Genomic DNA, 21,754 nt, shown 5'->3' on the forward strand with positions numbered 1-21,754 from the left:
GGTGTGGCGCGGCATTTTCTAAGCTGCCTGTACGGCAGTGAACGATGAAACTGGCTTCCAGCGAGGCAGGTATCATTTCTAAGCTGCCTGTACGGCAGTGAACATCCAGCTTCCGTGGCGAACCCGTTTTCATCCATTTCTAAGCTGCCTGTACGGCAGTGAACCCCTTTATATCGAGAAGCGCTTTGCGGTACTCTTTCTAAGCTGCCTGTACGGCAGTGAACGCGTTAACAAAGCTCTGCAGCATGGCGCGATCTTTCTAAGCTGCCTGTACGGCAGTGAACTGGAGCAATATAAACCTAACTCTCTGTTAAAGAACGTAAGAAAAGCCGTTCGGCACTTAATACCCTTTTTTCAGGCCATATAAATAAAACGATAAAAATCAATTAACTATAAAAACACCCCAAAAAAGGGTGTCTGATAACGCCAAAACCGCAAGCCGGCATAATGACAGACTTGCGGCGCTGGCTCAGAACCAGGGGATTGTCGCTACCGCACTTAACCCATAACTGGTAAACGTACCGCTCACCGGGGCCGCAGCAACCGCCCCCAGGCTAATAAACAGCCTAAAAGACTGACCACTGGAGAGACTTCTCATCTGAATAAATGGCAACCGGCTAACGCTGTCTCTGGCACTGAGCAATCGCTGGCAGGCCTCTTCTTCTGTCAGCCAGCCTTTACGCACAGAACGCCGGAGCAACCGCCCGGCACTGCTTTTTACCTGAACACGCGATACCGTACGCCAGACAGCATCCACCGGAACAGCCTGTATTGCTGAGCCGGCACTATAATCATTCAGCCCGCCCCGCCAGCGCGTTGCTTCCAGCGCCTCCAGCGCACCTCGCTCACCGTGCAGACGCAGAACCCCACCGGGGGTTTTGTCATACTCAGGAAAGCTCACGCCGATATCCCCTTTGCCGCGTGTGCCCAGCGCCCGATGCAACTTGGCAAACAGCGCAGCCAATAGTTGAGCCTCAGTAAACTCCGGATCAGGCAGTACGCGAATATCCTGATAACTGTCCATTACAGGCGTCCTTATTCTGATTTTTCACCGAACACACCACCACGGATCAACACGGCCATCACAAAGTGCTGTTGCTCAACCCCGGGCTTATCTCCTTTGGTCACCCAGTTATCAAGCAGCGTATAAAAATCCATTTTCTCTTTCGGCTGGCGGCAGGCAATGCCGCGGCTGGTTACAGAGCCGTACGGTTCCACAGCAATAGCCCCCAGCGTTTCCGCCTGCGGATGCCAGGTATCAATCGTCCGCAGTGCATTACCCACTTTCTGCGAATGCAATGCCGCCACCCCGTCCACCTGGTAGAGCAGCTTACTTTTGGTGCTATTGCCATCCAACACCAGTTCCTGAGAAGGGAATACCTCCTGCCCCTGCCCCAGACGAACAAACGCCTCAATGTTAAATAACGCGAAGGTTTCCCCCTTCAGGCCCCGTCCGATCTCCTCCGCCAGCTCGCTAAGCGCGGCATCGCGCTGTTCAAAATCGCGCAGGGAGTAGTCATGTGCGTTAAACACCCACTGCTTGCGGCCATTCACAACAACACGGATTTGTTCAGCCCCCACACGGTTACGCCACAGAAAGCGCCCATTGGCCAGATTTGTTGCATAGCGCAACGCCAGCTCGCCAAAACCATGCTCGGCGATATAGCCGTTAATCACACTTTCCAGTGCATCCTGATATTGCCGATCGTTACATACTGATGGCGTCGCCAGGTTTCCCAGCACACGCAGGCTGAACGCCATTTTTAAGGTATCTGCCTGAGCAGGCAATGCCGCGACATCCACCCGCTGCAAGTTCGCTTTTTGAATTTCCGCATCCAGTTTTGCCGGATCACTGGTGATGGCATTCTTAAGGCGGTTAGAAATAGTACCGCGCACCGCCTTTTCCTGAATTTTTACTGGCTGCCAGCAGTCACCCTGCCAGTTGCCGGCAGAAAGCACGGCGTCCGAGTTTGCCAGTTTACGTTCAAAAGCCAGTACCGATGCGGTTTTAATAGCCGTAGTTTTAGCCATGATCTCATCCCTTAAATATCGTCAAAAAAAAGCGGTTCGTCGGTGTCATCTGCCAGATCATCTTCGGGTGCCACTTGCCCGTAGCAGTAGTAACCTGTTTCGGTAGTACGGTAGCGCCAGAACAACGTATCCGGGGAGGTAATACGGTGTGCCCCACACCACTCGCCGATGCCATAAACCGCTTCAGAAAAACAGAAGGGAACATCGGTATCGCGCACATTAGCCACGGTTCCGGCCTCATACAGCGGGGAAATACGCTGCCAGCCGGTCATCAGTGGCACCAGGTAGCCAGGCACAGGTTTCGGAAGGTACTGCCAGTTGCCGGAGGCATCCGCCTGCATTTTGAGTGCGGTAAAATCAAGCCAGGCATCAAGCATCTCCGCATCGGGCTGCTGCTCACGCAGCTGCTGATAATGCGCATCGAGCAAAGTGGAACGATCCAGCAGCGCAAATCCCGGCATTAAGCTGTAACGCAGGGCACGCCAGGCATCGTCACTGGCAGATAATGCCTGAATACGGACACGCCGCAGGCCGGTAATGGTACCGCCCGCCAGTTTTTGGGTCTGACACAGGGTATGGATATGCTGCTCCAGCGCCCGCATCCCGGTATCACCGTTAACAATTTCGCCGTGGCACTCCAGCACCAGGGAAACCGTCATATGCATACGCCCTTCTTCATTGAAAGACGCCGTATTGCCTTCTTTGGTTAACGGGTTGCGGGTCAGGGCAAACTGATAATCCCTACCGGACGTATAAGCATGTACCTGATGATGATGACAAATCACCCCGCAACCGCTCAGTGTCAAACCGTGGCTGGCCTCCAGCTTACGGGACAAGGCGTGGGTGTAACCCAGGAAGTGGGTGATCGCCGGGAATCCCCATGTCAGCCCGGCAATCGCGTTGGCATTTTCCACATTAAGCCAGGGTAAAACGATAATTTTACGCATCACGATACCTCGTCAAAGCCCGCTCCATTTCCCGTAACCGGTACTGGAAGCGCGGTTTTGTACGCCATTCCCGGCGCTCCGTTAACCCCATAGACAGCCCCGCCCGTTTAAGATGCCCGTTAAGCCACAGGGCAAAATCATCCGCTACGCATTTTTGCCAGTCATCGCTTTCACGCCCGCTGCGGAACGCCTCGTCGGTTTCGGTACGCCACGGGTCAAGCCACAGGCGCTGATGCGCCTTGAGCGTACAGCCCTCTTCCAGGGTCCATCCGGCCCAGTCCCGGCGCTGTATACCTGCCGCAACGTTAAACAGCAGATCGATAATTTCATCAATATACTGATCCCGCTGCCGGCGAATATGCCGGTTTTGAGTCTCTTCAGTGCTGATCAGCAGATGAATAAGCTGACGACGCGCCTGACGTGTCACCCGATCGAACGCGCCCGGCCCGAAAAGCGTAGCCATTGCCAGCGGCGGCTTATCCTGGGATTCCCATACTGGCGGCCGGGCAGGAAGCAGCCAGGTACGCCCACCGCGCCCGCTGTTAAGGGCAGAGATATTCTGCGGTTTCGTCCCTCCGAAGTTAACCACCGCCGTATCAGGAAAGATCACCAGCATTCCCGGGTGCCATTCATTTTTACGGCGTGCCTGCCACAGAGCTTTGGTTTGCTCGCTAAAGCGCAGCGCCACCATCCGCTGATGCAGCGCCTGGGCCAGGGAGGAGGAAAACAGTGGATTCAGCAGGTGATAACCGCCGTCGACAGGAAAATAAACCTGCTTAGCTAATTTATGGGAGGTGGGGTCTTTTACCGTCAGCGCACATGAAAAACCATCCACCCATTCGCTGAGCTGCTGTGGGCTTTCTGCCAGCGGGGCTAACGGGGAGGCCTCATTACGCTTCAGGCAGGCCAGCAAAGAGTCCCCCGCAACCTCGGTTTGTAATAGCTTGGCGACGTCCAGCGCGGCGGCATTGCCGACCGCATCGGCAGCAGGCTGGCTGAGCGTCGCCGTTGAGAGATAGCCCTCGCAGGCAATGGTTTCGCTAAAGATACTGCTATTTTTAGCATCGCCGTGGGTAAATTTTGCCGCATGGGTCACCAGACTAATCTGCCCGGCGCGCTTTGCCGCCTCCGTGAGCCAGTTTGGCACCGTATAACGCAATTCCAGCTCACGGCGCGCCTGCAAAATATCGCCCTCTTCCGTCGGATCAGCGGCAAGGCGCTTAGCAGACGCTTTATCGAAGGCCTCCAGCTTGGCCTGCCTTCGCCCGGCGATATACTCAACAATAAAAGCAGTGAGTTCCTGTTGTGACATAGACTCTCCCAAAACACTTATGAGTTCAGATCCCTAAACACACCCAACAGCGGATGATAGTGCCAGGCTTCACCCTGATCTTTCCCCAGCCGTAAGTTAATCTCGCCATAGCGCCGGCTGACCTGCTCCAGCGGCATATCTCGGCGTGCGGCAATATCGAGCATCACCTGGGCATAGTCACTTTCCAGCCACGGGGTAACCCCGGAAGCCATCACCAGCGCCACCTCATCCATATTGTCCGCATCTTTCCAGCCCTCTGGCCCCTCATCCAGCCCTCTGAAACGCGGCGGGTCCCCCTCTTGTGCCATAAACAAAAAACGCTGTTCTTCCTGTTGTGAACGGCGAAACGGCGTGTACTTTTGCAGCTCTGCGCTCCAGCCAACCGGCTTGCGCCACCAGGTGGCCGCCGACGGTTTTTTATTATCCTGGCCCAGCAGCTCATCGTAGCTGCGTCCGTGCTCCAGGGCGCTGAGATTATGGAATATCCCGCGCCCCCTGCGCAGCGAGGCTGGCTCCAGAATACGGGGAATTGCGTTGATAAAATGGTACTGATCCGGGTGCAGAATAGCGTGAAGATCATGACTGCTGAGCAAATAATCCCGGCTCTCAAATCCCGGACGACAGTAGGCCGGGCGGGTCATATCCTTACGCAGAGCTCGAATGTTTTTGTCCATAATCAGCAGGTTAGCATTCACTGGTCTTTGCTGACGGTGGCGCTGAATACGCCCGGCAAACTGAATCAGTGATCGCATTGAGCTCGGCTCCGCCACGCCCCAGTCCGCATCCCAGTCGCGGCCCACTTCAATAACCGAGGTGCCCAGCACCACAAACAGGTGATGCTGAGCGGGCTCCTGATTCAGTGCCTGGCGAATCGCCGGCTGCTGCCACAGGGCCTGCTCCTCATGGCGGCTAAAGGCCGCATCAAGGTGTTTTTCAATGTAGGATCGGAACAGCAGTGGATGCTGGCTGTGGTATACACAGTAATGGATGCAATATCCTTCCGGGGATGGCAATGCCATCAACGCCCGGGCCGTAGCCACCAGCGGGTTGATATTTGCCATACGCACCAGCCCCAGAGAAACCGTTTTGCCACTCGGGTGCTGCTGATGATGAGCCCTATGCAAGCCCAGCATCTCACGCTGTAACAGTGCCGCCAGACCTGGGGTGTCACCTGCGGCTAAGGTAACCGGAATCAGTTGTGCCTCCCGCAATGCCGGTTTGGTTGCCAGGCGCGTTGCGCGCCGCTGAGCAAACTGCTTATGGGCGTCCCAGAAAGGCTGAGTTTTACCGAACGTAGATGACCAGGATTCATCTTCATCAAACCAGGCACAACAAACATCCAGTTCCTGCCCCGGATCGCCACAGGCCTGTTGGAAGGCCTTACGCCCGCTAAGGTAAGCAGTATAAAGCGCCTGTACCAGTGCAGGCGGGAGCGTGGCAGATGACAACAGCACCCGGCTGCCAAGCATCCCTGCCCAGTTCACCAGGCGGCACAGGGCATGCTGATCGGCAATATCAAAGTCATCCGGCTCATCCAGCACTAAATCACTATTCAGCAGGCGTAGCATCGGCGCGATTTGCTTACCGCCCCGGACACCTTCAGTGGCGGGCATCAGGTGATCAATGGTCGAAACCAGCACCGGCGCGTTAATCAGTTGGCTGAGCTTAGGGCTGCTGTCCAGTAAGTGGCGCAGTGGCCCCTGATTAATCACGCCGTCATAGTGAACATACTGATGCCCCTCAAACAGATCATCCTCTGAAATACTGCCCGTATCCGGCATATCTTCATGCAGCTCGCGTACCGCCGTCGACCCAATCAGCACCGCGAGGTCATCTTCACCCAGCCCGAGCTTTTCCCGCAGCGCATCACCGGTTTGCAGCGTCAGAGTGCGTAACCCGAGCGCCACGGTGAAACGGCAACCCTGCGCCTCATTGGCCAGGGCATACATAATGCGGGCATTTGCGAACGTTTTCCCACAACCGGTAGAAGCCATATTAATACCGAAGAACCCCTGACGCTTCGCGCGTTCGCGTAGACCTTCAGCTACGTCCCATGCGCGGTTTTGCCAGTGGAAACGCGCAATACTCGCCCGCTGGCGAAATCCCTTATGGCGGGTAATCGCCGGTAAATACTCCCGCAGTGTGGGCAAGGAACGGCCAAGTAAAAGTGCGTGATGAGCAACACCGATATTATGTTCATCCAGCTTTTGCTTTAACTGGCGGGTTTCACGGTCGGTATTTGCCCAGGCGACATAATGCGGATCCTGCCAGGCAATGCGCGGCGGCTGTGCAGAATAGAAATGGTCAGCCAGCATCAAAGACATACGTGCCAGATGCAGGGTGAACGCCTGCCCCACAGTCCCGAACTCATAGATGGATAGTGCATGGGCGGCGCGCTTCGCCAGCTGTCTGGCCTTTTCCCGCCAGGTGTCGCTTTGTAGTGGTGTGCCCGCCGGGAAGTCCCAGACCTGTGTAAAATCTCGCGCTTGCCAGCCGCTATGCTGGTGATTCAGGGCATTCCAGCTGGCGTCCAGTTGCCTTGTCAGCCAGTGCTCGTCGTTGAAATCAGGCGCGGCATTCTCCCCCAGGTACTGCGGCAGGCGATGATGAGAAAGGATAAGCCAGGCGACAACCTGCGCCAGCGGAGGCAAGCTGTTAAACGGGCTGTCGCTCCAGTCACCGCTGTCCTTACGCAATCTTGCCAGTAAGATGTCTTCATCTGCCGGGGCCAGCGCCCCCAGCCTTTCCAGCCATTGTGCATCGCTCTGCTCCCCTACCAGGGCCTGAAACAATCGCAGAGAGAGCCACTCATGGCGAAACGGCTGAAAACGCTTTGCGCTATTTCCAGTAAGCCCGGCCTGAAACAGCGATCCCGCCTTGCCAAAATCATGGAATAAACCAGCAATCGCCGCCAGCAAAGCTACGGCCTCAGTGCTGCGCCAGGATGACTCATGCTGACTGCGCAGAATATCCCGCGTGGTGTGATTAGTGGGTACAGAGCCCTGGGCATTAAAGCGCCGCAGGTTGCCAACGACCCAGAGTAGCTCGGTTTGGCCATTCTTTTTCAGCCAGTGGCAGGCAACGGCAGTATTGCGGCGGGCGGTTTTGCGCAGTAAACGCCGCAGTGTCTCCAGGCCCTGGCGGGTGATTGCGGTTTGCCAGGCACTATCACCTTTACGTTCGGCAAACTGATCGAGGATCTGGCAACTTTGCTCACGGGCTTTTTTGGTACACTGTGAAATTAGCAGCACGTTCATGCGTTACAGTTCCCAAGCGTTAGTGCTGTCTCCTGGAGCGTGTCGATCATGATGTCTAACGCTTCGGCCTGCTGAAACCCACTGATGCATCGCTGCCGGAACGTCTGCTGATCGTCACCCGCCATTGCGGCAATAAAGGCCTGTGGCAATACCAGTGCATCTTTAATGAGATCTGCCAGATCAAATACCAGCCCGCCCCGCCGGGTTTTACCATGCAGCACCGCCAGCCCATGAGGGATACCGGTTACCCAGGCGGCCACAGCGCCGAGTCCATAGGCAAGATAGTTACCGTGATCCAGAAAATGGTTAGCGCTATCACTCCCGTTTCCCCGTTTTACTCGGGTGAAGTCACCATACTGCACCGCGTCACTGGCTAATTTATACAGTCCTTTTGTCAATTGAGCCTCTTGCAGCATTAACGCATTATGGCTGTCAGCCGCATCAATCCCTTGCTGAAAACGCGCTAATTTCTCTTTTAATAACGCAGCTGGAAGCGCAAAACGCGTTTCACGCTGCATTGCCGCCCCCAGCCACTGGCGCTCTATGTGCTGCAAACGTATTTTCTGAAACTGCCTGGCGGCAACCAGGCGCTTATCTTCCCCAAACCAGAATGACACCCAGCGTTGCAGGTATTGCGTGGGGCGATATTCACTCTGGGGGCAGATCCAGGAAACATCGATATCAACCTCATTGCCAGAATACAACGGTGTGCCATCACTACCGCAAAACCCAACCAATACCCCTGCCCGGGCAAATTCACGCATCGCTGCCTGCGTTACTGAGGTACCGGTACCCAGCATAACCACCGTGGTGTTAGCTATGGGGATATTCCAGTACAGGGACGTTTTACCTTCATCGGTAACATATTCCACACGCCCGCCATTAACCAATACCCGGCAATACTGCAAGTAGTAGATATTGGCGCGTTTTGAGTGAAGAATAGTTTTCAAATCCGACGGTAATAGCATCAGCGTACATCCTTATCGGTTTATCATTCCCGGCGTAAAAATAACACGCCGTCTGGCGTAAGAATAATACAGCAATAAAAACATGTATATCATATGGTTATGATAACGCATCAATTGATGAGCGCACCGCTACCGGAACTCAGAGGCCCGAGGCAGCAATAATAAATAAATGATTGTTAGTAGACTATTTTATAACGTAATTATTATGTCGTTATAATTATAGTTTTCAATAAATAATATAGCTAAACAGACGGCAATTATGGTTAGCCATAATATATTGTCAGTCATTTTTCTGGTCATCAACCGGGTATCAATTATTAAATAACGATATATAACCAAAATCGGTATCTCGCGGCACGTTTCGTTCGCCTGTACAGCCCCTCACGCCGTCCCGTACGCCCCCCCTTAGCCCGGCCAATTCTGCGGCCAGTCACAAAAATTTTATCCCTTTTGTTACTTATCTTGACAAGGTAAATGCGTAGTGGCAATTCTGCTTCACCGATTGAGCAAATGTGAACACATTGCTAATAAATATTTAATTTTTTATTAACAATGGACGTCGGGCCGTTGAAACCCAGCGGTAAAAATCATTAACCGGCGGATTTCAGCATGCCGCCCCAGTCGCCATAAAACACCGGCCCATCCCGGGTATGCCCTGCGGTGGGTTAATCATGTTCGGACACTCAGGAGCAGAAATATGCGTTATCGTACTATGTTCAAAGCGTCGTTCAGGGCTTCCCTTCTCGCACTGGCGGGGTTTAGCGCCCTGGCACATGCCAAGCAGGCCGCCACTGTGGCATTTTTAATGCCTGACCAGGCCTCCACCCGCTATGAGCAACATGATTTCCCCGGCTTTAAAACCGCGCTGGCCAGGGAATGCCCCGCATGCCACGTGATTTACCAGAACGCCAACGCCAGCGCTGCGTTACAGCAGCAGCAATTTAATGCCGCCATCACCCAGGGGGCAAAAGTGATCGTGCTGGATCCGGTGGATTCTTCCGCCGCGGCGGGCCTGGTAGAAATTGCCCATGCCCAGGGAGTTAAGGTGGTGGCCTACGACCGCCCCATCCCCGCCACGCCGGCAGACTTTTACATCTCCTTTGATAACGAAGGCATCGGCTACGCGATAGCATCCTCCCTGGTGGCACACCTGAAAGCCAGTGGCGTGCCCGCAGGGGCCGGGGTTCTGGAGATCAACGGCTCCCCCACGGATGCCGCCGCCGGGCTGATCCGTGACGGTATCCACCGTGGGTTAAAAGACTCAGGTTATAAAACCCTCGCCGAATTCGACACCCCGGACTGGGCCCCCCCGAAAGCGCAAGAGTGGGCCGCCGGCCAGATAACCCGCTTTGGCGACGCCATCAAAGGCGTTGTTGCCGCCAACGACGGCACCGCAGGCGGCGCTATTGCCGCGTTTAAAGCCAATGGTGTACAACCGATCCCACCGGTTACCGGTAATGATGCCACCATCGCCGCGTTGCAGCTGATCCTCGCCGGGGATCAATACAACACCATCTCTAAACCCGCAGAGATAGTCGCCGCCGCCGCCGCGAAAGTGGCGGTGCAGTTGATTAACGGGGAAACCCCCAAAGCCACCACCTCGCTGTACAACACCCCGGCCCAGCTTTTTGTCCCGGCGGTGATCACCCGCGAGAATATCAACGCCGAAATCTTCGCTAAAAAAATCCAGACCCCGGCGCAAGTCTGCCGCGGGGAGTACCTGGCGGCCTGCAAAAAAGCCGGCGTGATCAACTAAGCACTCGTCAACGCGCCCCGGGTACCGCCGACGGGCGCCCGATCCCTATAAAGGTCCTGGCTATGTTAATAGAAAACAATCCGGCCCCCGGCACCGCACAGCCTCTGCTGCGGTTACGTAAAATATCGAAGCATTTTGGCGCGGTATCGGCGCTGACCGATATCGATCTGGAGGTGAATGCTGGCGAGGTCGTTGCCCTGGTTGGCGACAACGGCGCCGGTAAATCAACCCTGGTAAAAGTCCTCGCCGGGGTGCATCAGCCCTCCTCCGGTACCATTGAATTTGCCGGCCAGCCCGTGACCCTGGAAAGCCCAGGCAAGGCGCTGGAGTACGGGATCGCCACCGTCTTCCAGGATCTGGCCCTGTGTGAAAACCTCGACGTGGTGGCTAACCTGTTCCTCGGCCATGAGCTGGCCCCCTGGCAACTGGACGAAGTCACCATGGAGGTGCGCGCCTGGACACTGCTCAGGGAGCTGGCGGCGCGCATTCCCTCCCTGCGGGAGCCGGTGGCGTCATTATCCGGGGGCCAGCGCCAGACCGTGGCCATCGCGCGTTCGCTGCTGCTCAACCCCCAAATTATCATGCTCGATGAGCCCACCGCCGCCCTGGGCGTCGCCCAGACTGCGGAAGTGCTTAACCTGATTGAACGCGTCCGGGCCCGGGGGCTGGGGGTGATTATCATCAGCCATAACATGGAAGATGTCCGGGCGGTGGCAGACAGGATAGTGGTGCTGCGCCTCGGGCGTAACAAAGGCATCTTCACCCCGGAAGCCACCAACCAGGATTTAGTCGCCGCCATCACCGGTGCTACCGAAAACGCCGTCTCGCGCCGGGTAGAGCGCAAATTACACGCCACCGTCCACGGGGAGCCTGACCGATGACCACTCACAACAAATCACTCAGCCCCGCCGCCATGCTGGATCGCGCGGACGAACGGGTCAGCCACCATGATGATCTGCGCGGCCTGGTACGCGCCTATCTCACCCGTATCAGAACCGGCGATTTAGGCATGATACCGGTGGTGCTGGGGCTGATTATTATTTCCGCGGTATTTGCCCTGCTGAATCCGGTTTACCTCGCCCCGGGGAACCTCGTCAATATGCTGTTTGACTGCGCCACGGTGGGGTTTATCTCACTGGGGATTGTCTGTGTACTGCTGCTGGGCGAAATAGACCTGTCAGTGGGATCAATGAGCGGCCTGGCATCGGCGATCATCGGGGTGCTGTGGGTTAATCAGGGCTGGCCGGTGACTGCCGCCATCGCGGCAGCCCTCGCCCTGGGTGCCCTGGTCGGATTACTGTACGCCTGGCTTTATACCCGCCTGGGAATGCCGAGTTTTGTCGCCACTCTGGCCGGGCTGCTGGCCCTGCTCGGCCTGCAACTTTACATCCTCGGCCCCTCCGGCAGTATTAACCTCCCCTACAGCGCCCCGCTGGTGCGCTTTGGCCAGATAATGGTGATGCCTGGCTGGCTGGCGCACGTTTTCGCCTTGTTGCCCGGTATCGCTCTGCTAGTGATGGGGTTACGCACCCGCACCCGCCGCGCCGGGGCAAACCTCTCCTGCGAGCCGCGCCGGTCGCTGTGGTTACGGGTTATGGTGATTTCGCTGGTGTTTGAGGCCGGGGTGTTTTACCTCAACCTCGGGCGCGGTGTCCCCTGGGTCTTCGGGCTGTTTGTGGCGGTGGTCGTGGTGCTGAACTACGCCCTGAAACGCACCAAGTGGGGCCGCTCGGTGTTTGCCGTGGGGGGCAACCGGGAAGCCGCCAGACGGGCCGGGATCAACGTGCCGCGGATTTATATCAGCGCCTTTATGCTGTGCTCCACCCTGGCCACCCTGGGCGGAATACTTGCCGCATCCCGTCTGGCATCGGCCAGCCAGCAGGCGGGCACCGGGGATGTCAATTTAAACGCCATTGCGGCGGCGGTTATTGGCGGCACCAGCCTGTTTGGCGGCCGGGGAAGCGCCTGGTCCGCCCTGCTGGGCATTATCGTTATCCAGTGTATTTCCAGCGGCCTGACCCTGCTGAACTTACCGTCGTCACTGCGCTATATGATAACCGGTGGTGTGCTGGCCGTGGCGGTAATTGTCGATTCGATGGCCCGCCGCTCGCGGGTGAGCCACGGCCGCGCCTGATACGCTCATAACCGGTTCCACCAACAAAAAGGGCCCCTGCTTAGCAGGGGCCCTTTTTTACGATAACGATAACAACTACACTGCCCGGCTGCCGGCCGCCACCTCATCACTGACTTGCCGGGCAAAGCCCGGTTGCTCAACCCGGATCAGGCCGCACAGCAGGAAGGCAATCAGGTACAGCGCCGTGTAGGCAATCACCACGCCAATGGTGCTGAAGTGCGGCAGCAGCAGCACCGCAATCGCCGGGGCGAGGAAGTTCGACAGCCCGGCAGACAGGTTATAGACCGAAATCGCCGCCCCTTTATGGCGGGGCTCCAGGGCCGGAAACACCGCCGCCATCGGCACAAATGCCGCCACAAAAATCCCCAGCGCCACCGCGGGCACCATCGCCATCAGCATATTATGGCCAAAATACTGCGGTACGTAGTAGAAAGCCATGCTGGACGCCGCCATCCCCAGGCAGCCAAACCAGCGCACCACCCGTATCCAGCCGAGTTTTTCCCCGACAATGCCCCAGAAAATATTGGGAAAAATCGTCGTGAAGAAAAACGCCGCCCACACCTGCAGCCATTCCGGCGTGGTGAACCCCAGCTCGTCAACAAACATCAGCGGCATGATCACCGCAAAGCCGAACAGAGACAGGGTATTGATAATCCTGACAATCGAGGAGTAGAAAATATTCCGGTTGGTGTACAGCAGGGTAACCGCCCGGCCCAGCTCACTGAATTTTTCTCTGGCGGTGAGATTATGCATATGTTTCGGTGTCTGGACATTGCGCAGCGCCACCATGGCAATAATACCGCCCGCCAGGCAGAACAGCAGCGCCATCCACAGGGTGCCCAGCTCACCGATATGGGGAATAGTAAAACTGGGAATATAGCTACCGGCCACCCCAATACCAATGGAATACACCGCCCAGTACCAGCCCAGGGCCGAGCTGGCGTGCTCACTTTTCACGTTATGCACAATCACCACAATAAAGGCATACAGGAACAGCGGATACGCAAAGCCGCGGATCCCGTAAAACAGCAGGATCAGCCCATAATTGGCGTGCCCGAGCCCAAAGACCAGGAACAGGACGTGGAACACGCACCACAGTACAAACCCTATCAGCATGGTTTTCCGCGGCGTAATAATCTCCGCCACGACGCCGGAAACCCAGGCAGACAAGGCCGCCGCCAGGCCATAGAGGGTGAACGCCAGCGACGCCTGCGCCGGGGAAAAACCCAGTTCTTTAATATAGTGGGACAAAAAGGCCAGTTCGAAACCGTCCCCGGTCATAAACACCGCAATGGCGATATAACCCCACAGCAGGTGCAACGGTAACCCCAACCACTGTTTGTTCGCGACAGGCATAGAAACCTCATTTATTGGTGCAGGTGAATACCCCGGTCATGGCCGGGGCGATGATTATGATGGTGTGTCCCGGGCTTAACGGCCCCGGTTATCCTGATACAGCGCCCGGAAGCGCCCGTAACGCGGCATCAGGTTGTCGTGGGCCCCGGGGCGCGGCTGCCAGACCCGATCGACCGGGGGTTTTTGGCATACCCGCTGTCGATCACCCCCCAGAGCGAGGCTGGCTAAACGGGCCGCCCCCAGCGCACCGCCCGCATCCCCGCCGTGATGGGTCACCACGGGGATGTAAAGCGTATCCGCCAGCAACTGGGCCCAGAACGGGCTGCGCGCCCCGCCCCCCACCAGGGAGCACTGGCGAATCTGTGTGCCGCTGTCTTGCAGGGCGCGCAGGCCATCGGCAATCCCGAAGCTCACCCCTTCCAGCACCGCGTACCCCATCGACGCACGGTTGCTGGCGTGGGTCAGCCCGTAGAACATCCCTTTAGCATCGGCATCGTTATGGGGGGTGCGCTCGCCGGACAAATACGGCAGGAACAGCGGCGCAGCGGCTTTTTCGCTGTCACTCAGCGGGTGGATATCCTGTAACAGTGTCGCCTCATCGCAGCCCACCAGGCGGCAAAACCATTGCAGGCAACTGGCGGCGCTGAGCATCACGCTCATCTGGTGCCACAGCCCGGGCAGCGCGTGGCAGAAGGCATGTACCGCCGAGGCCGGTGCCGGGCGGCAGGCATCGGTCACCACAAACAGCACCCCGGAGGTTCCGAGGGAGATAAACGCATCCCCGGGGGCTATCGCCCCAATCCCCACCGCACTGGCGGCGTTATCGCCACCGCCCCCGGCCACCACCACCGAGGGCGACAACCCCCAGCGCCGGGCAATCTCTGGCGCCAGCGTGGCGGACACGTCGCTGCCCTCCACCAGCGCAGGCATATGGCGCCGGGAAAGCCCACAGGCCGCCAGCAGCGTATCGGACCAGTCGCGCCGGGCGACATCCAGCCACAGGGTGCCTGCCGCGTCCGACATATCGGTTATTTTCGCCCCGGTCATCCGGTAACGCAGGTAGTCCTTGGGCAGTAGCACCGTCTCAATGCGCTGAACGTTTTCCGGCTCATGGCGGCGTAGCCACAACAGTTTCGGGGCGGTAAACCCCGGCATGGCCAGGTTGCCGGCAATCTCATGGAGCCGGGGTACTTCGGCTTCCAGTTCGGCACACTCCCCGGCGCTGCGGGTGTCATTCCACAGTATGGCCGGGCGGATCACCTCCCCGGCCGCGTCAAGCAACACCGCGCCATGCATCTGGCCAGAAAGGCCAATGGCGCGGATATGTTCCCAGCCCGTGCCCGCAGCCGCCCGCAGTAAGCCCACCAATTGGTTGGTGGCCGCCCACCATGCCTCTGGCGCCTGTTCTGACCAATGAGGATGCGGGCGCTGAATATCCAGCGCGACCCGCTGCGTGGCCACGATAGTGCCCTGCTCATCCAGCAGCAGCCCTTTCACTTTGGAGGTGCCCAGATCGATACCTAAAAACATCGCCTCCCCCTCAGCGCAGCAGCGCATACACGGCCTGGATTTTTTCCCGCAGCAGCGCGGTGAAATCGTCCCGCCCGGCTAATTCACCGAACAGGGCGCGATCGGCGGCATAATCCGCCACCGGATCCGGGCGGGTAAACAGAGCGTGCATCGCCGCCGCATCCAGAATGCCGTCCTGATATTCATAGGGCAGTAATCCCTGGTGCCACTGGTGCATAAACACAAAAAACAGCGCCGGCAACATCGCCGTGGCGTGGGGAACCGCCCCGCGCTGGTAGCAGCCGATCATGGTGGGGGTGATCATCGCCGGGATCTTCGACAGCCCATCCGCCGCCACGCGCTGGTTCGTGTCCTGGATATACGGGTTGGTGAAGCGGTCGAGCACCACATCCCGGTAACGGGGCAAATCAATACCGCGCTGCTCCCCCAGGCAGGGGATCACATCGTCGGTGATATAACGCTCCGCCAGGGCGCGGATCGCCGGGGTCAGGGTGCTTTGGTGGATAAATGTCTGGCCCATCAGGGTACCGGCCCAGGCAATGGCGCTGTGGGCGGCGTTCAGAATACGGATCTTCGCTTCTTCATAAGGGATAACCGAGTCCACCATCTCGACCCCGACAGCCTCCAGATCCGGGCGTCCATGGCTAAAGTTGTCCTCAATTACCCACTGGATAAAGGCTTCGCCCATTACCGGGGCCTGGTCATCAATGCCGGTGGCCGCTTTCACCCGGGCAGGCAGATCGGCGGCGGGGCGCGGCGTAATGCGGTCCACCATGGTATTCGGGCAGGAGACATTCCCGGCCAACCAGTCGATCACCGGCTGTTTGCCCATCAGCGCCAGGAACTGGACCAGGCCATCGTGGAAGCGCTCGCCGTTGTGGCGAACGTTATCGCAACACAGCAAGGTAACCGGCCCGGCGCCGCTGGCGATCCGCTGCTCAAGAATACGGGTGATGGTGCCGTAAATGGTCCCGCAGCCCCCTTGCAGATCCCGGGCCACATCCGGGTTGCGGGCCTCCAGCTGGTGGGCAGTATCCAGGTAGTAGCCGGACTCGGTCACGGTAAAGGCGATGACTTTCGTTTCCGGCCGGGCCCCTTCGTCAATCAGCGGCTGCACGCCTTCCTGCCAGGGAAGCAGGCGCTGGATGGCGGTAATCTCTTCGTACTGGCGCTCCCCCTGGGGGCTTACCGTTTCCAGTACATAGCGGCCCTGCTGCGCCTCAAGGGCTGCGACAACCGGTTCGGCATCCGGGCGAATATTGCCAGCGGCGATATGCCAGCGGTGATCGCCCCGGGCAATCAGGCGGTGTAAATACCACGCCTGATGTGCGCGATGAAAAGATCCCAGGCCGATATGTAACCAGGTGCTGTTCGTTACCATAATGTTGCTCTCTGTTGATGCTGGTTGCAATTTATGGCGACAAATGTAATTGAACAAAAGATTAAATTTCGAGCTACACATCACAAAAGAGCAAAAGACCAGTTAAATTACAACTGACCAGTAACGAACAAAATAGAGTTGCCTCGGCCCGCTGCAGGCGCCAAAATGCGGGGATGACACCGCCGAACATCTTCCCCCGGCAACCGTAAGGTGATGAAAAATTGATAACTGAAGAAGATATTCGTTTAGATCAGAAAGTGCGTGCGGCCTGGATGTATTACATTGCGGGCCAGAACCAGAGCGAAATCGCCACCCAACTGGGTACCTCACGCCCGGTGGTACAGCGGCTGATCGCCGCCGCGAAAGAGGAAGGCATCGTTTCTATCGGCCTTAACCATCCGGTTGCCAGTTGCCTGAACTTCGCCCAGATGCTGAAAGAAAAGTACCACCTGGTGGAGTGCAATATCGTGCCCGCCTTCAGCAGCGATATCACCCTCGATAGCGTGGCGTTTGGCTGCTACCAGCTGATGTCCCGCTATTTACGCGGGGACCACGAGAAAATCATCGGTATCGGCTCCGGGATGACGCTGAAAAAAGCCGGCCAGCGCATCGATTTTGACAGCCCCAATACCCGCTGTATCGCGCTAATCAGCGCCATGAATGCCGAAGGGCAATGTAATTACTACGACGATGTTCCCCTGCTGCTGGCCAGTAAAATCCGGGCGAACTACTACCAGTGGCCGGCCCCGCGCTATGCGCAAACCACCCTTGAACACCAGATGTGGTGCTCCAACCGTTTATTCACCAGCGTGCTGAATGTCGCCCGGCAAGCGGATGTTATTTTTGTCGGCATCGGCGCCCTCAGCCAGCAAAGCCCGATATTCAAAGACGGGTTTATCACCCTCGAACAGCTGGACACCCTGACCCGCCAGGGGGCCATTGGCGAGATCCTCGGGCGCTTTATCGATGCCAGCGGTGAGGTGGTCGAATCCGATATCAATGACCTGATCACCAGCTATGATATCCGCCATAGCCCGTGCCCGCGTATTGCCGCTGCCTGCGGTGAAGACAAACGCCCGGCAATCCTCGCCGCCCTTCGGGGCCAGTGGATCAACGGCCTGGTGACCGATGAGCACACCGCCCGCTGGCTGCTGACCCGCTAGACCTGGCTGGCGTTATTGAGCAGGGTCGGGACTTCGATGCACTGAATGGCGGTATCGCCGGAATCAATAATGGCAAAGGCGGCCGCCAGCATGGCCGGGACATCCTGGCGCACCATATCAATATCGTGCCCCAGCAGCGGGACAAACGGGTCCCAGTCGAAACAGCCCATCGGCGCCGTCTGGCGGCGGGGTAAATGCGGCCAGGGTTTGCTGCACATGCTTTGGTGAGTAACCATCAATAAAGATCTGGCTGGCGGAGACCACCAGCCCGGCCTGCTGATGGGCATCCCGGAAGCCCCGCAACCGCTCCCGGGTGTTATGGTCATGGCGCCGCCCGCCCACAAAAGTTAACGGGATAGGCTGCCCAAAACGCCGCCGGGCGTTGTCGAGGATGCATTCCGTCAGGGCTTTCGCCCCGGCGTAGTTATCAGAAATCACCGACGGCGCCAGGGTGCCGGGCAAATCGAGGTTAAGGGTGGACACCCCGGCCTGGGCGCACAGGGCGGAGATCTCGTCAGGCTGGGTTGCCCCGGTGGCGATAACCCACTCCACCTGCCAGGAGAGCATGGTGCGCACCGCCTCCAGCTCCAGCGCCGGATTACGCCGGGTACAGGTAATGATCGGGAACAGGCCGCGCTCCCGGGCCATCTCTTCGAATTTTTCAACAATCGAGCCGAAATAGCGGTTATCGTACTTTGGCACGATCATCCCGATCACCCGGGACTTCTCTTTACGCAGCAGGCTCGCCTGGCGGTTAATGGCATAGCCCTGCTCCTGGGCCACCCGGGTGACTTTCTCCGCCAGCCTGGCGCTGATGCGCCGCTTCTGCCAGTTGCCATTGAGGATAGCGCTCACCGCACTGGCGGATACGCCGGTCAGTTCTGCTAAATCATAGATAGTGATTTTCTTCATTTTTCCGGGCCGTATCACAAATTTTTTGCTCCATTTTTAATCGGACTTGCCGCGCATTTCATCCGGTGCTAGATCTGCTCCATCGATTGAGCAAGATGTAAAACATCACCATAATGCTTAACACCTGCAGAAGGATTATAAAATGAAAACCGTGCTCCCCTCTATGAATAGCTCGCTGAACGGTAAAGTGGCGGCCATCACCGGTGCTGCCTCCGGCATTGGTCTGGAATGTGCCAAAACGCTGCTGGCGGCTGGGGCAAAAGTGGTCCTGATTGACCGAGACGGCGACAAGCTGGCGACGCTCACCGCCGGGCTGGGGGAGAACGCCTTCCCGCTGGTGGTGGATCTGATGCAGCCCCGGCAGACCGATAAACTGCTGGAAGGCATTCTGGCGCTGGCCGGGGGGCTGGACATTTTCCACGCCAACGCCGGGGCGTATATTGGCGGCCCGGTTGCCGAAGGGGACCCGGATGTCTGGGACCGGGTACTGAACCTCAATATCAACGCCGCCTTTCGCAGCGTGCGGGCGGTGTTGCCCCACCTGATTGCCCAGAAATCCGGGGATATCATCTTCACCAGTTCCATTGCCGGTGTGGTACCGGTGGTCTGGGAACCGATTTACACCGCCTCTAAATTCGCCGTCCAGGCGTTTGTCCACTCTACCCGCCGCCAGGTCGCCCAGTATGGTGTACGGGTGGGCGCGGTCCTGCCGGGCCCGGTGGTCACCGCCCTGCTGGACGACTGGCCGAAAGCGAAAATGGAAGAAGCCCTTGCTAACGGTAGCCTGATGCAACCGACGGAAGTGGCAGAGTCAGTGCTGTTTATGGTCACCCGCAGCAAAAATGTCACCGTCCGCGATTTGGTGATACTGCCTAACAGTGTTGACCTATAAGGCCCCGGGAGGCCATGCCAGATGAATAACACAGCCCCAGAGAAGAATACCCTGATAGGCGTTGATGTCGGCTCCGGCAGTGTCCGGGCCGGGATCTTTGATGTGACCGGGCAACTACTGGCCCACGCCAGCCACCCGATAACCCTATACCGCAGCGCCGGGCACCATGTGGAACAATCCAGTGATGAGATCTGGCAGGCGGTGTGCCGGGCCATTGGCGATGCCCTCGACGCGGCGGACGTCTCCCCCCAGCGCGTGCGCGGTATTGGTTTTGACGCCACCTGCTCCCTGGTGGTGGTGGGGCCAGGCGGTGAGCCACTGCCGGTGGGGGAGCCAGAGGCTCCGGAGCGCAACGTTATCGTCTGGATGGATCACCGGGCTACCGGGCAGGCAGAACAGATCAACGCCACCGGGCACCCGGTCTTGCAATACGTGGGGGGGAAAATCTCCCCGGAGATGGAAACCCCGAAACTGCTGTGGCTGAAAGAACACCGCCGGGCGGTCTACGACCGGGCCTGGCAATTCTTCGACCTGGCCGACTACCTCACCTGGCGCGCCACCGGTGACCTGGCCCGCTCAACCTGTACCGTCACCTGCAAATGGACCTATCTGGCCCACGAAAAACGCTGGGACCCGGACTACTTCCACACCATCGGGCTCGGTGACCTGGCAGAAAACAACTTTGCGCGCATCGGCCAGCAGATCAAAGAACCGGGCACCCCCTGCGGCCAGGGGCTGAGTGCCGCCGCCGCCGCTGACACCGGCCTGCCGCCGGGCACCCCGGTCGCGGTGGGGATGATTGACGCCCACGCCGGCGGCATCGGCACTGTCGGGGTGGGTGACGGGGCCCTGCACAACCTTGCCTGGGTGTTTGGCACCTCCGCCTGCACCATGACCTCAACAGAACAGCCGGTTTATATTCCCGGGGTCTGGGGGCCCTACTTTTCCGCCATGGTGCCGGGGTTGTGGTTAAGCGAAGGCGGCCAGAGCGCCGCCGGTGCGGCCATTGATCAGCTACTGGCTTTCCACCCGGCCGCGGCAGAGGCCCGCCAGCAGGCCGGGGCGCTGGGGCTCCCCCTGCCGGTGTATCTGGCCGATAGGGTGCTGGCAAAAATCACCGACCCCTCCCACGCCCTGGACCTGGTGGACGGCGTCCACGTGGTGCCGGAATTTCTCGGCAACCGGGCGCCGTTTGCCGATCCCCACGCCCGGGCGGTGATTGCCGGGCTGGATATGTCCCGGGATCAGGAGAGCCTGCTGGGGCTGTATGTGGCCGGGCTGTGCGGCATTGGCTACGGGCTGCGCCAGATTATTGATGCCCAGCGCCAGCAGGGCGTGCGCACTGACAGTATTGTGATCAGCGGCGGCGCGGGCCAGCACCCGCTGGTGCGCCAGTTGCTGGCGGATGCCTGCGACGTGCCTATCCTCACCACCCAGAGCAGTGAACCGGTGCTGCTGGGCTCGGCAATGCTCGGGGCGGTTGCCGGGCAGCTCGCCGCCAGCGTGCCCGAAGCGATGGCCAGGATGGCCACCCCCGACCAGCGCTTTGTGCCCCACCCGGCCTGGCGCCAGCGCCATCAACAGCGTTACCAGAGCTACCAGCAGCTACAGCACACTGCAACGCTGATCCGCGGCAGCTAGCCCCGGCTTTGGGTATCCGGCCCCGGGGCAGGGCCGGATATTTTCTGCCGATTGATACCCGCCCCCTCCCCGGCCTTACCGCTCCCCCATCCCGGCACAGGTTGTCTGCTATTCAGGACGTACTGTCCGATTTTCGTTATATGTATTTTTATAGACATGTAATACTGGTCGCCTGCTGATATAGCGTTCCGTTCTGCCTTAGCGAAGAGCCGCACCCTATACGTTATTATCACGATCACCGTCCTATGATGGGTTAGCGCTATGAGCGATTATGTATTATTCGGAATGTCATTCCCTTTTATTTCTGCGCCGTTATTTTTTGGCTATATAGCTTATCGCATTGTCATATTGTGCTTGACGTTTATACCGCTCTGGGGAAGGTGCGAACAAGTTCCTGATATGAGATCATCATATTCATCCGGAGCGCATCCCAGAGGGACATCATGAGCCATCAACTCACCTTCGCCGATAGTG

The 21,754-nt window shown here is 58.2% G+C and carries 15 protein-coding genes, 1 pseudogene and 1 CRISPR repeat array (1 of these 17 only partly in view); of the genes and pseudogenes, 6 read left to right on the plus strand and 10 right to left on the minus strand.

Annotated elements, in window-relative coordinates; translation table 11 throughout:
* A CRISPR array of direct repeats spans positions 1-284; the repeat unit is 28 nt; unit sequence TTTCTAAGCTGCCTGTACGGCAGTGAAC (it extends 1,249 nt beyond the left edge of the window).
* A gap of 185 nt (positions 285-469) precedes the next feature.
* The 6 genes from cas6f to cas1f are packed head-to-tail and all read right to left on the minus strand — an operon-like array spanning position 470 to position 8,515.
* A complete protein-coding gene (cas6f, locus tag F9C28_RS04640) occupies positions 470-1,024 on the minus strand; it encodes a type I-F CRISPR-associated endoribonuclease Cas6/Csy4 (RefSeq protein ID WP_199014067.1) in 555 nt (184 codons plus the stop codon).
* A gap of 11 nt (positions 1,025-1,035) precedes the next feature.
* Entirely contained in the window at positions 1,036-2,031 is a 996-nt protein-coding gene (gene csy3, locus F9C28_RS04645) for a type I-F CRISPR-associated protein Csy3 (RefSeq protein ID WP_199014068.1), read from the minus strand.
* An 11-nt stretch (positions 2,032-2,042) separates the two neighbouring features.
* On the minus strand, positions 2,043-2,978 hold the full coding sequence (gene csy2, locus F9C28_RS04650) for a type I-F CRISPR-associated protein Csy2 (RefSeq protein WP_199014069.1): 936 nt from the start codon (positions 2,976-2,978) through the stop codon (positions 2,043-2,045).
* Positions 2,971-4,290 carry a type I-F CRISPR-associated protein Csy1 gene (gene csy1 / locus F9C28_RS04655; RefSeq protein WP_199014070.1) on the minus strand — a complete coding sequence of 440 codons (1,320 nt, stop codon included), beginning with the start codon at positions 4,288-4,290 and terminating at the stop codon, positions 2,971-2,973. The genes csy2 and csy1 overlap by 8 nt, the downstream gene beginning before the upstream one ends.
* Positions 4,291-4,307: 17 nt before the next feature.
* On the minus strand, positions 4,308-7,547 hold the full coding sequence (gene cas3f, locus F9C28_RS04660; RefSeq protein WP_199014071.1) for a type I-F CRISPR-associated helicase Cas3f: 3,240 nt from the start codon (positions 7,545-7,547) through the stop codon (positions 4,308-4,310).
* Positions 7,544-8,515 carry a type I-F CRISPR-associated endonuclease Cas1f gene (cas1f, locus tag F9C28_RS04665; protein WP_199014072.1) on the minus strand — a complete coding sequence of 324 codons (972 nt, stop codon included), beginning with the start codon at positions 8,513-8,515 and terminating at the stop codon, positions 7,544-7,546. Before cas1f ends, cas3f begins: the two co-directional genes overlap by 4 nt.
* Positions 8,516-9,212: 697 nt before the next feature.
* Here cas1f and F9C28_RS04670 point away from each other — a divergent pair.
* The 3 genes from F9C28_RS04670 (at position 9,213) to F9C28_RS04680 (ending at position 12,405) form a co-directional block, all read left to right on the plus strand.
* Positions 9,213-10,271, plus strand: coding sequence for an ABC transporter substrate-binding protein (locus tag F9C28_RS04670; RefSeq protein WP_233148909.1), 1,059 nt, complete (start codon positions 9,213-9,215; stop codon positions 10,269-10,271).
* A 62-nt stretch (positions 10,272-10,333) separates the two neighbouring features.
* Positions 10,334-11,152 (plus strand): ATP-binding cassette domain-containing protein, encoded by an 819-nt coding sequence (locus tag F9C28_RS04675; RefSeq protein WP_199014073.1) that lies wholly within the window; start codon positions 10,334-10,336, stop codon positions 11,150-11,152.
* Positions 11,149-12,405, plus strand: a complete 1,257-nt coding sequence (locus F9C28_RS04680) for a sugar ABC transporter permease (RefSeq protein WP_199014074.1) — start codon at positions 11,149-11,151, stop codon at positions 12,403-12,405. The genes F9C28_RS04675 and F9C28_RS04680 overlap by 4 nt, the downstream gene beginning before the upstream one ends.
* Before the next feature lie 75 nt (positions 12,406-12,480).
* On the opposite strand, the gene F9C28_RS04685 is transcribed toward F9C28_RS04680, so the two are convergent.
* From F9C28_RS04685 to dalD, 3 genes are all read right to left on the minus strand, one after another.
* On the minus strand, positions 12,481-13,761 hold the full coding sequence (locus tag F9C28_RS04685) for an RbtT/DalT/CsbX family MFS transporter (protein ID WP_199014075.1): 1,281 nt from the start codon (positions 13,759-13,761) through the stop codon (positions 12,481-12,483).
* A gap of 75 nt (positions 13,762-13,836) precedes the next feature.
* Entirely contained in the window at positions 13,837-15,291 is a 1,455-nt protein-coding gene (xylB, locus tag F9C28_RS04690) for a xylulokinase (RefSeq protein ID WP_199014076.1), read from the minus strand.
* A 10-nt stretch (positions 15,292-15,301) separates the two neighbouring features.
* Positions 15,302-16,672 carry a D-arabinitol 4-dehydrogenase gene (gene dalD / locus F9C28_RS04695; RefSeq protein WP_199014077.1) on the minus strand — a complete coding sequence of 457 codons (1,371 nt, stop codon included), beginning with the start codon at positions 16,670-16,672 and terminating at the stop codon, positions 15,302-15,304.
* A 221-nt stretch (positions 16,673-16,893) separates the two neighbouring features.
* Between dalD and F9C28_RS04700 the strand changes: the two genes are divergently transcribed.
* Positions 16,894-17,835 carry a sugar-binding transcriptional regulator gene (locus tag F9C28_RS04700; protein WP_199014078.1) on the plus strand — a complete coding sequence of 314 codons (942 nt, stop codon included), beginning with the start codon at positions 16,894-16,896 and terminating at the stop codon, positions 17,833-17,835.
* Here the strand turns inward: F9C28_RS04700 and F9C28_RS04705 are convergent.
* A pseudogene (locus tag F9C28_RS04705) lies at positions 17,832-18,747 on the minus strand (LacI family DNA-binding transcriptional regulator). The gene F9C28_RS04700 and the pseudogene F9C28_RS04705 overlap by 4 nt on opposite strands.
* Positions 18,748-18,889: 142 nt before the next feature.
* Between F9C28_RS04705 and F9C28_RS04710 the strand changes: the two are divergent.
* Both F9C28_RS04710 and F9C28_RS04715 read left to right on the plus strand, forming a co-directional pair.
* Positions 18,890-19,639, plus strand: a complete 750-nt coding sequence (locus F9C28_RS04710) for an SDR family oxidoreductase (protein ID WP_233148910.1) — start codon at positions 18,890-18,892, stop codon at positions 19,637-19,639.
* 21 nt (positions 19,640-19,660) lie between these two features.
* Positions 19,661-21,280, plus strand: coding sequence for an FGGY-family carbohydrate kinase (locus tag F9C28_RS04715; RefSeq protein ID WP_199014079.1), 1,620 nt, complete (start codon positions 19,661-19,663; stop codon positions 21,278-21,280).
* Positions 21,281-21,754 lie beyond the last annotated feature (474 nt).

Source organism: Shimwellia pseudoproteus (genome assembly GCF_016415625.1).
Classification (GTDB): Bacteria; Pseudomonadota; Gammaproteobacteria; order Enterobacterales; family Enterobacteriaceae; genus Shimwellia; species Shimwellia pseudoproteus.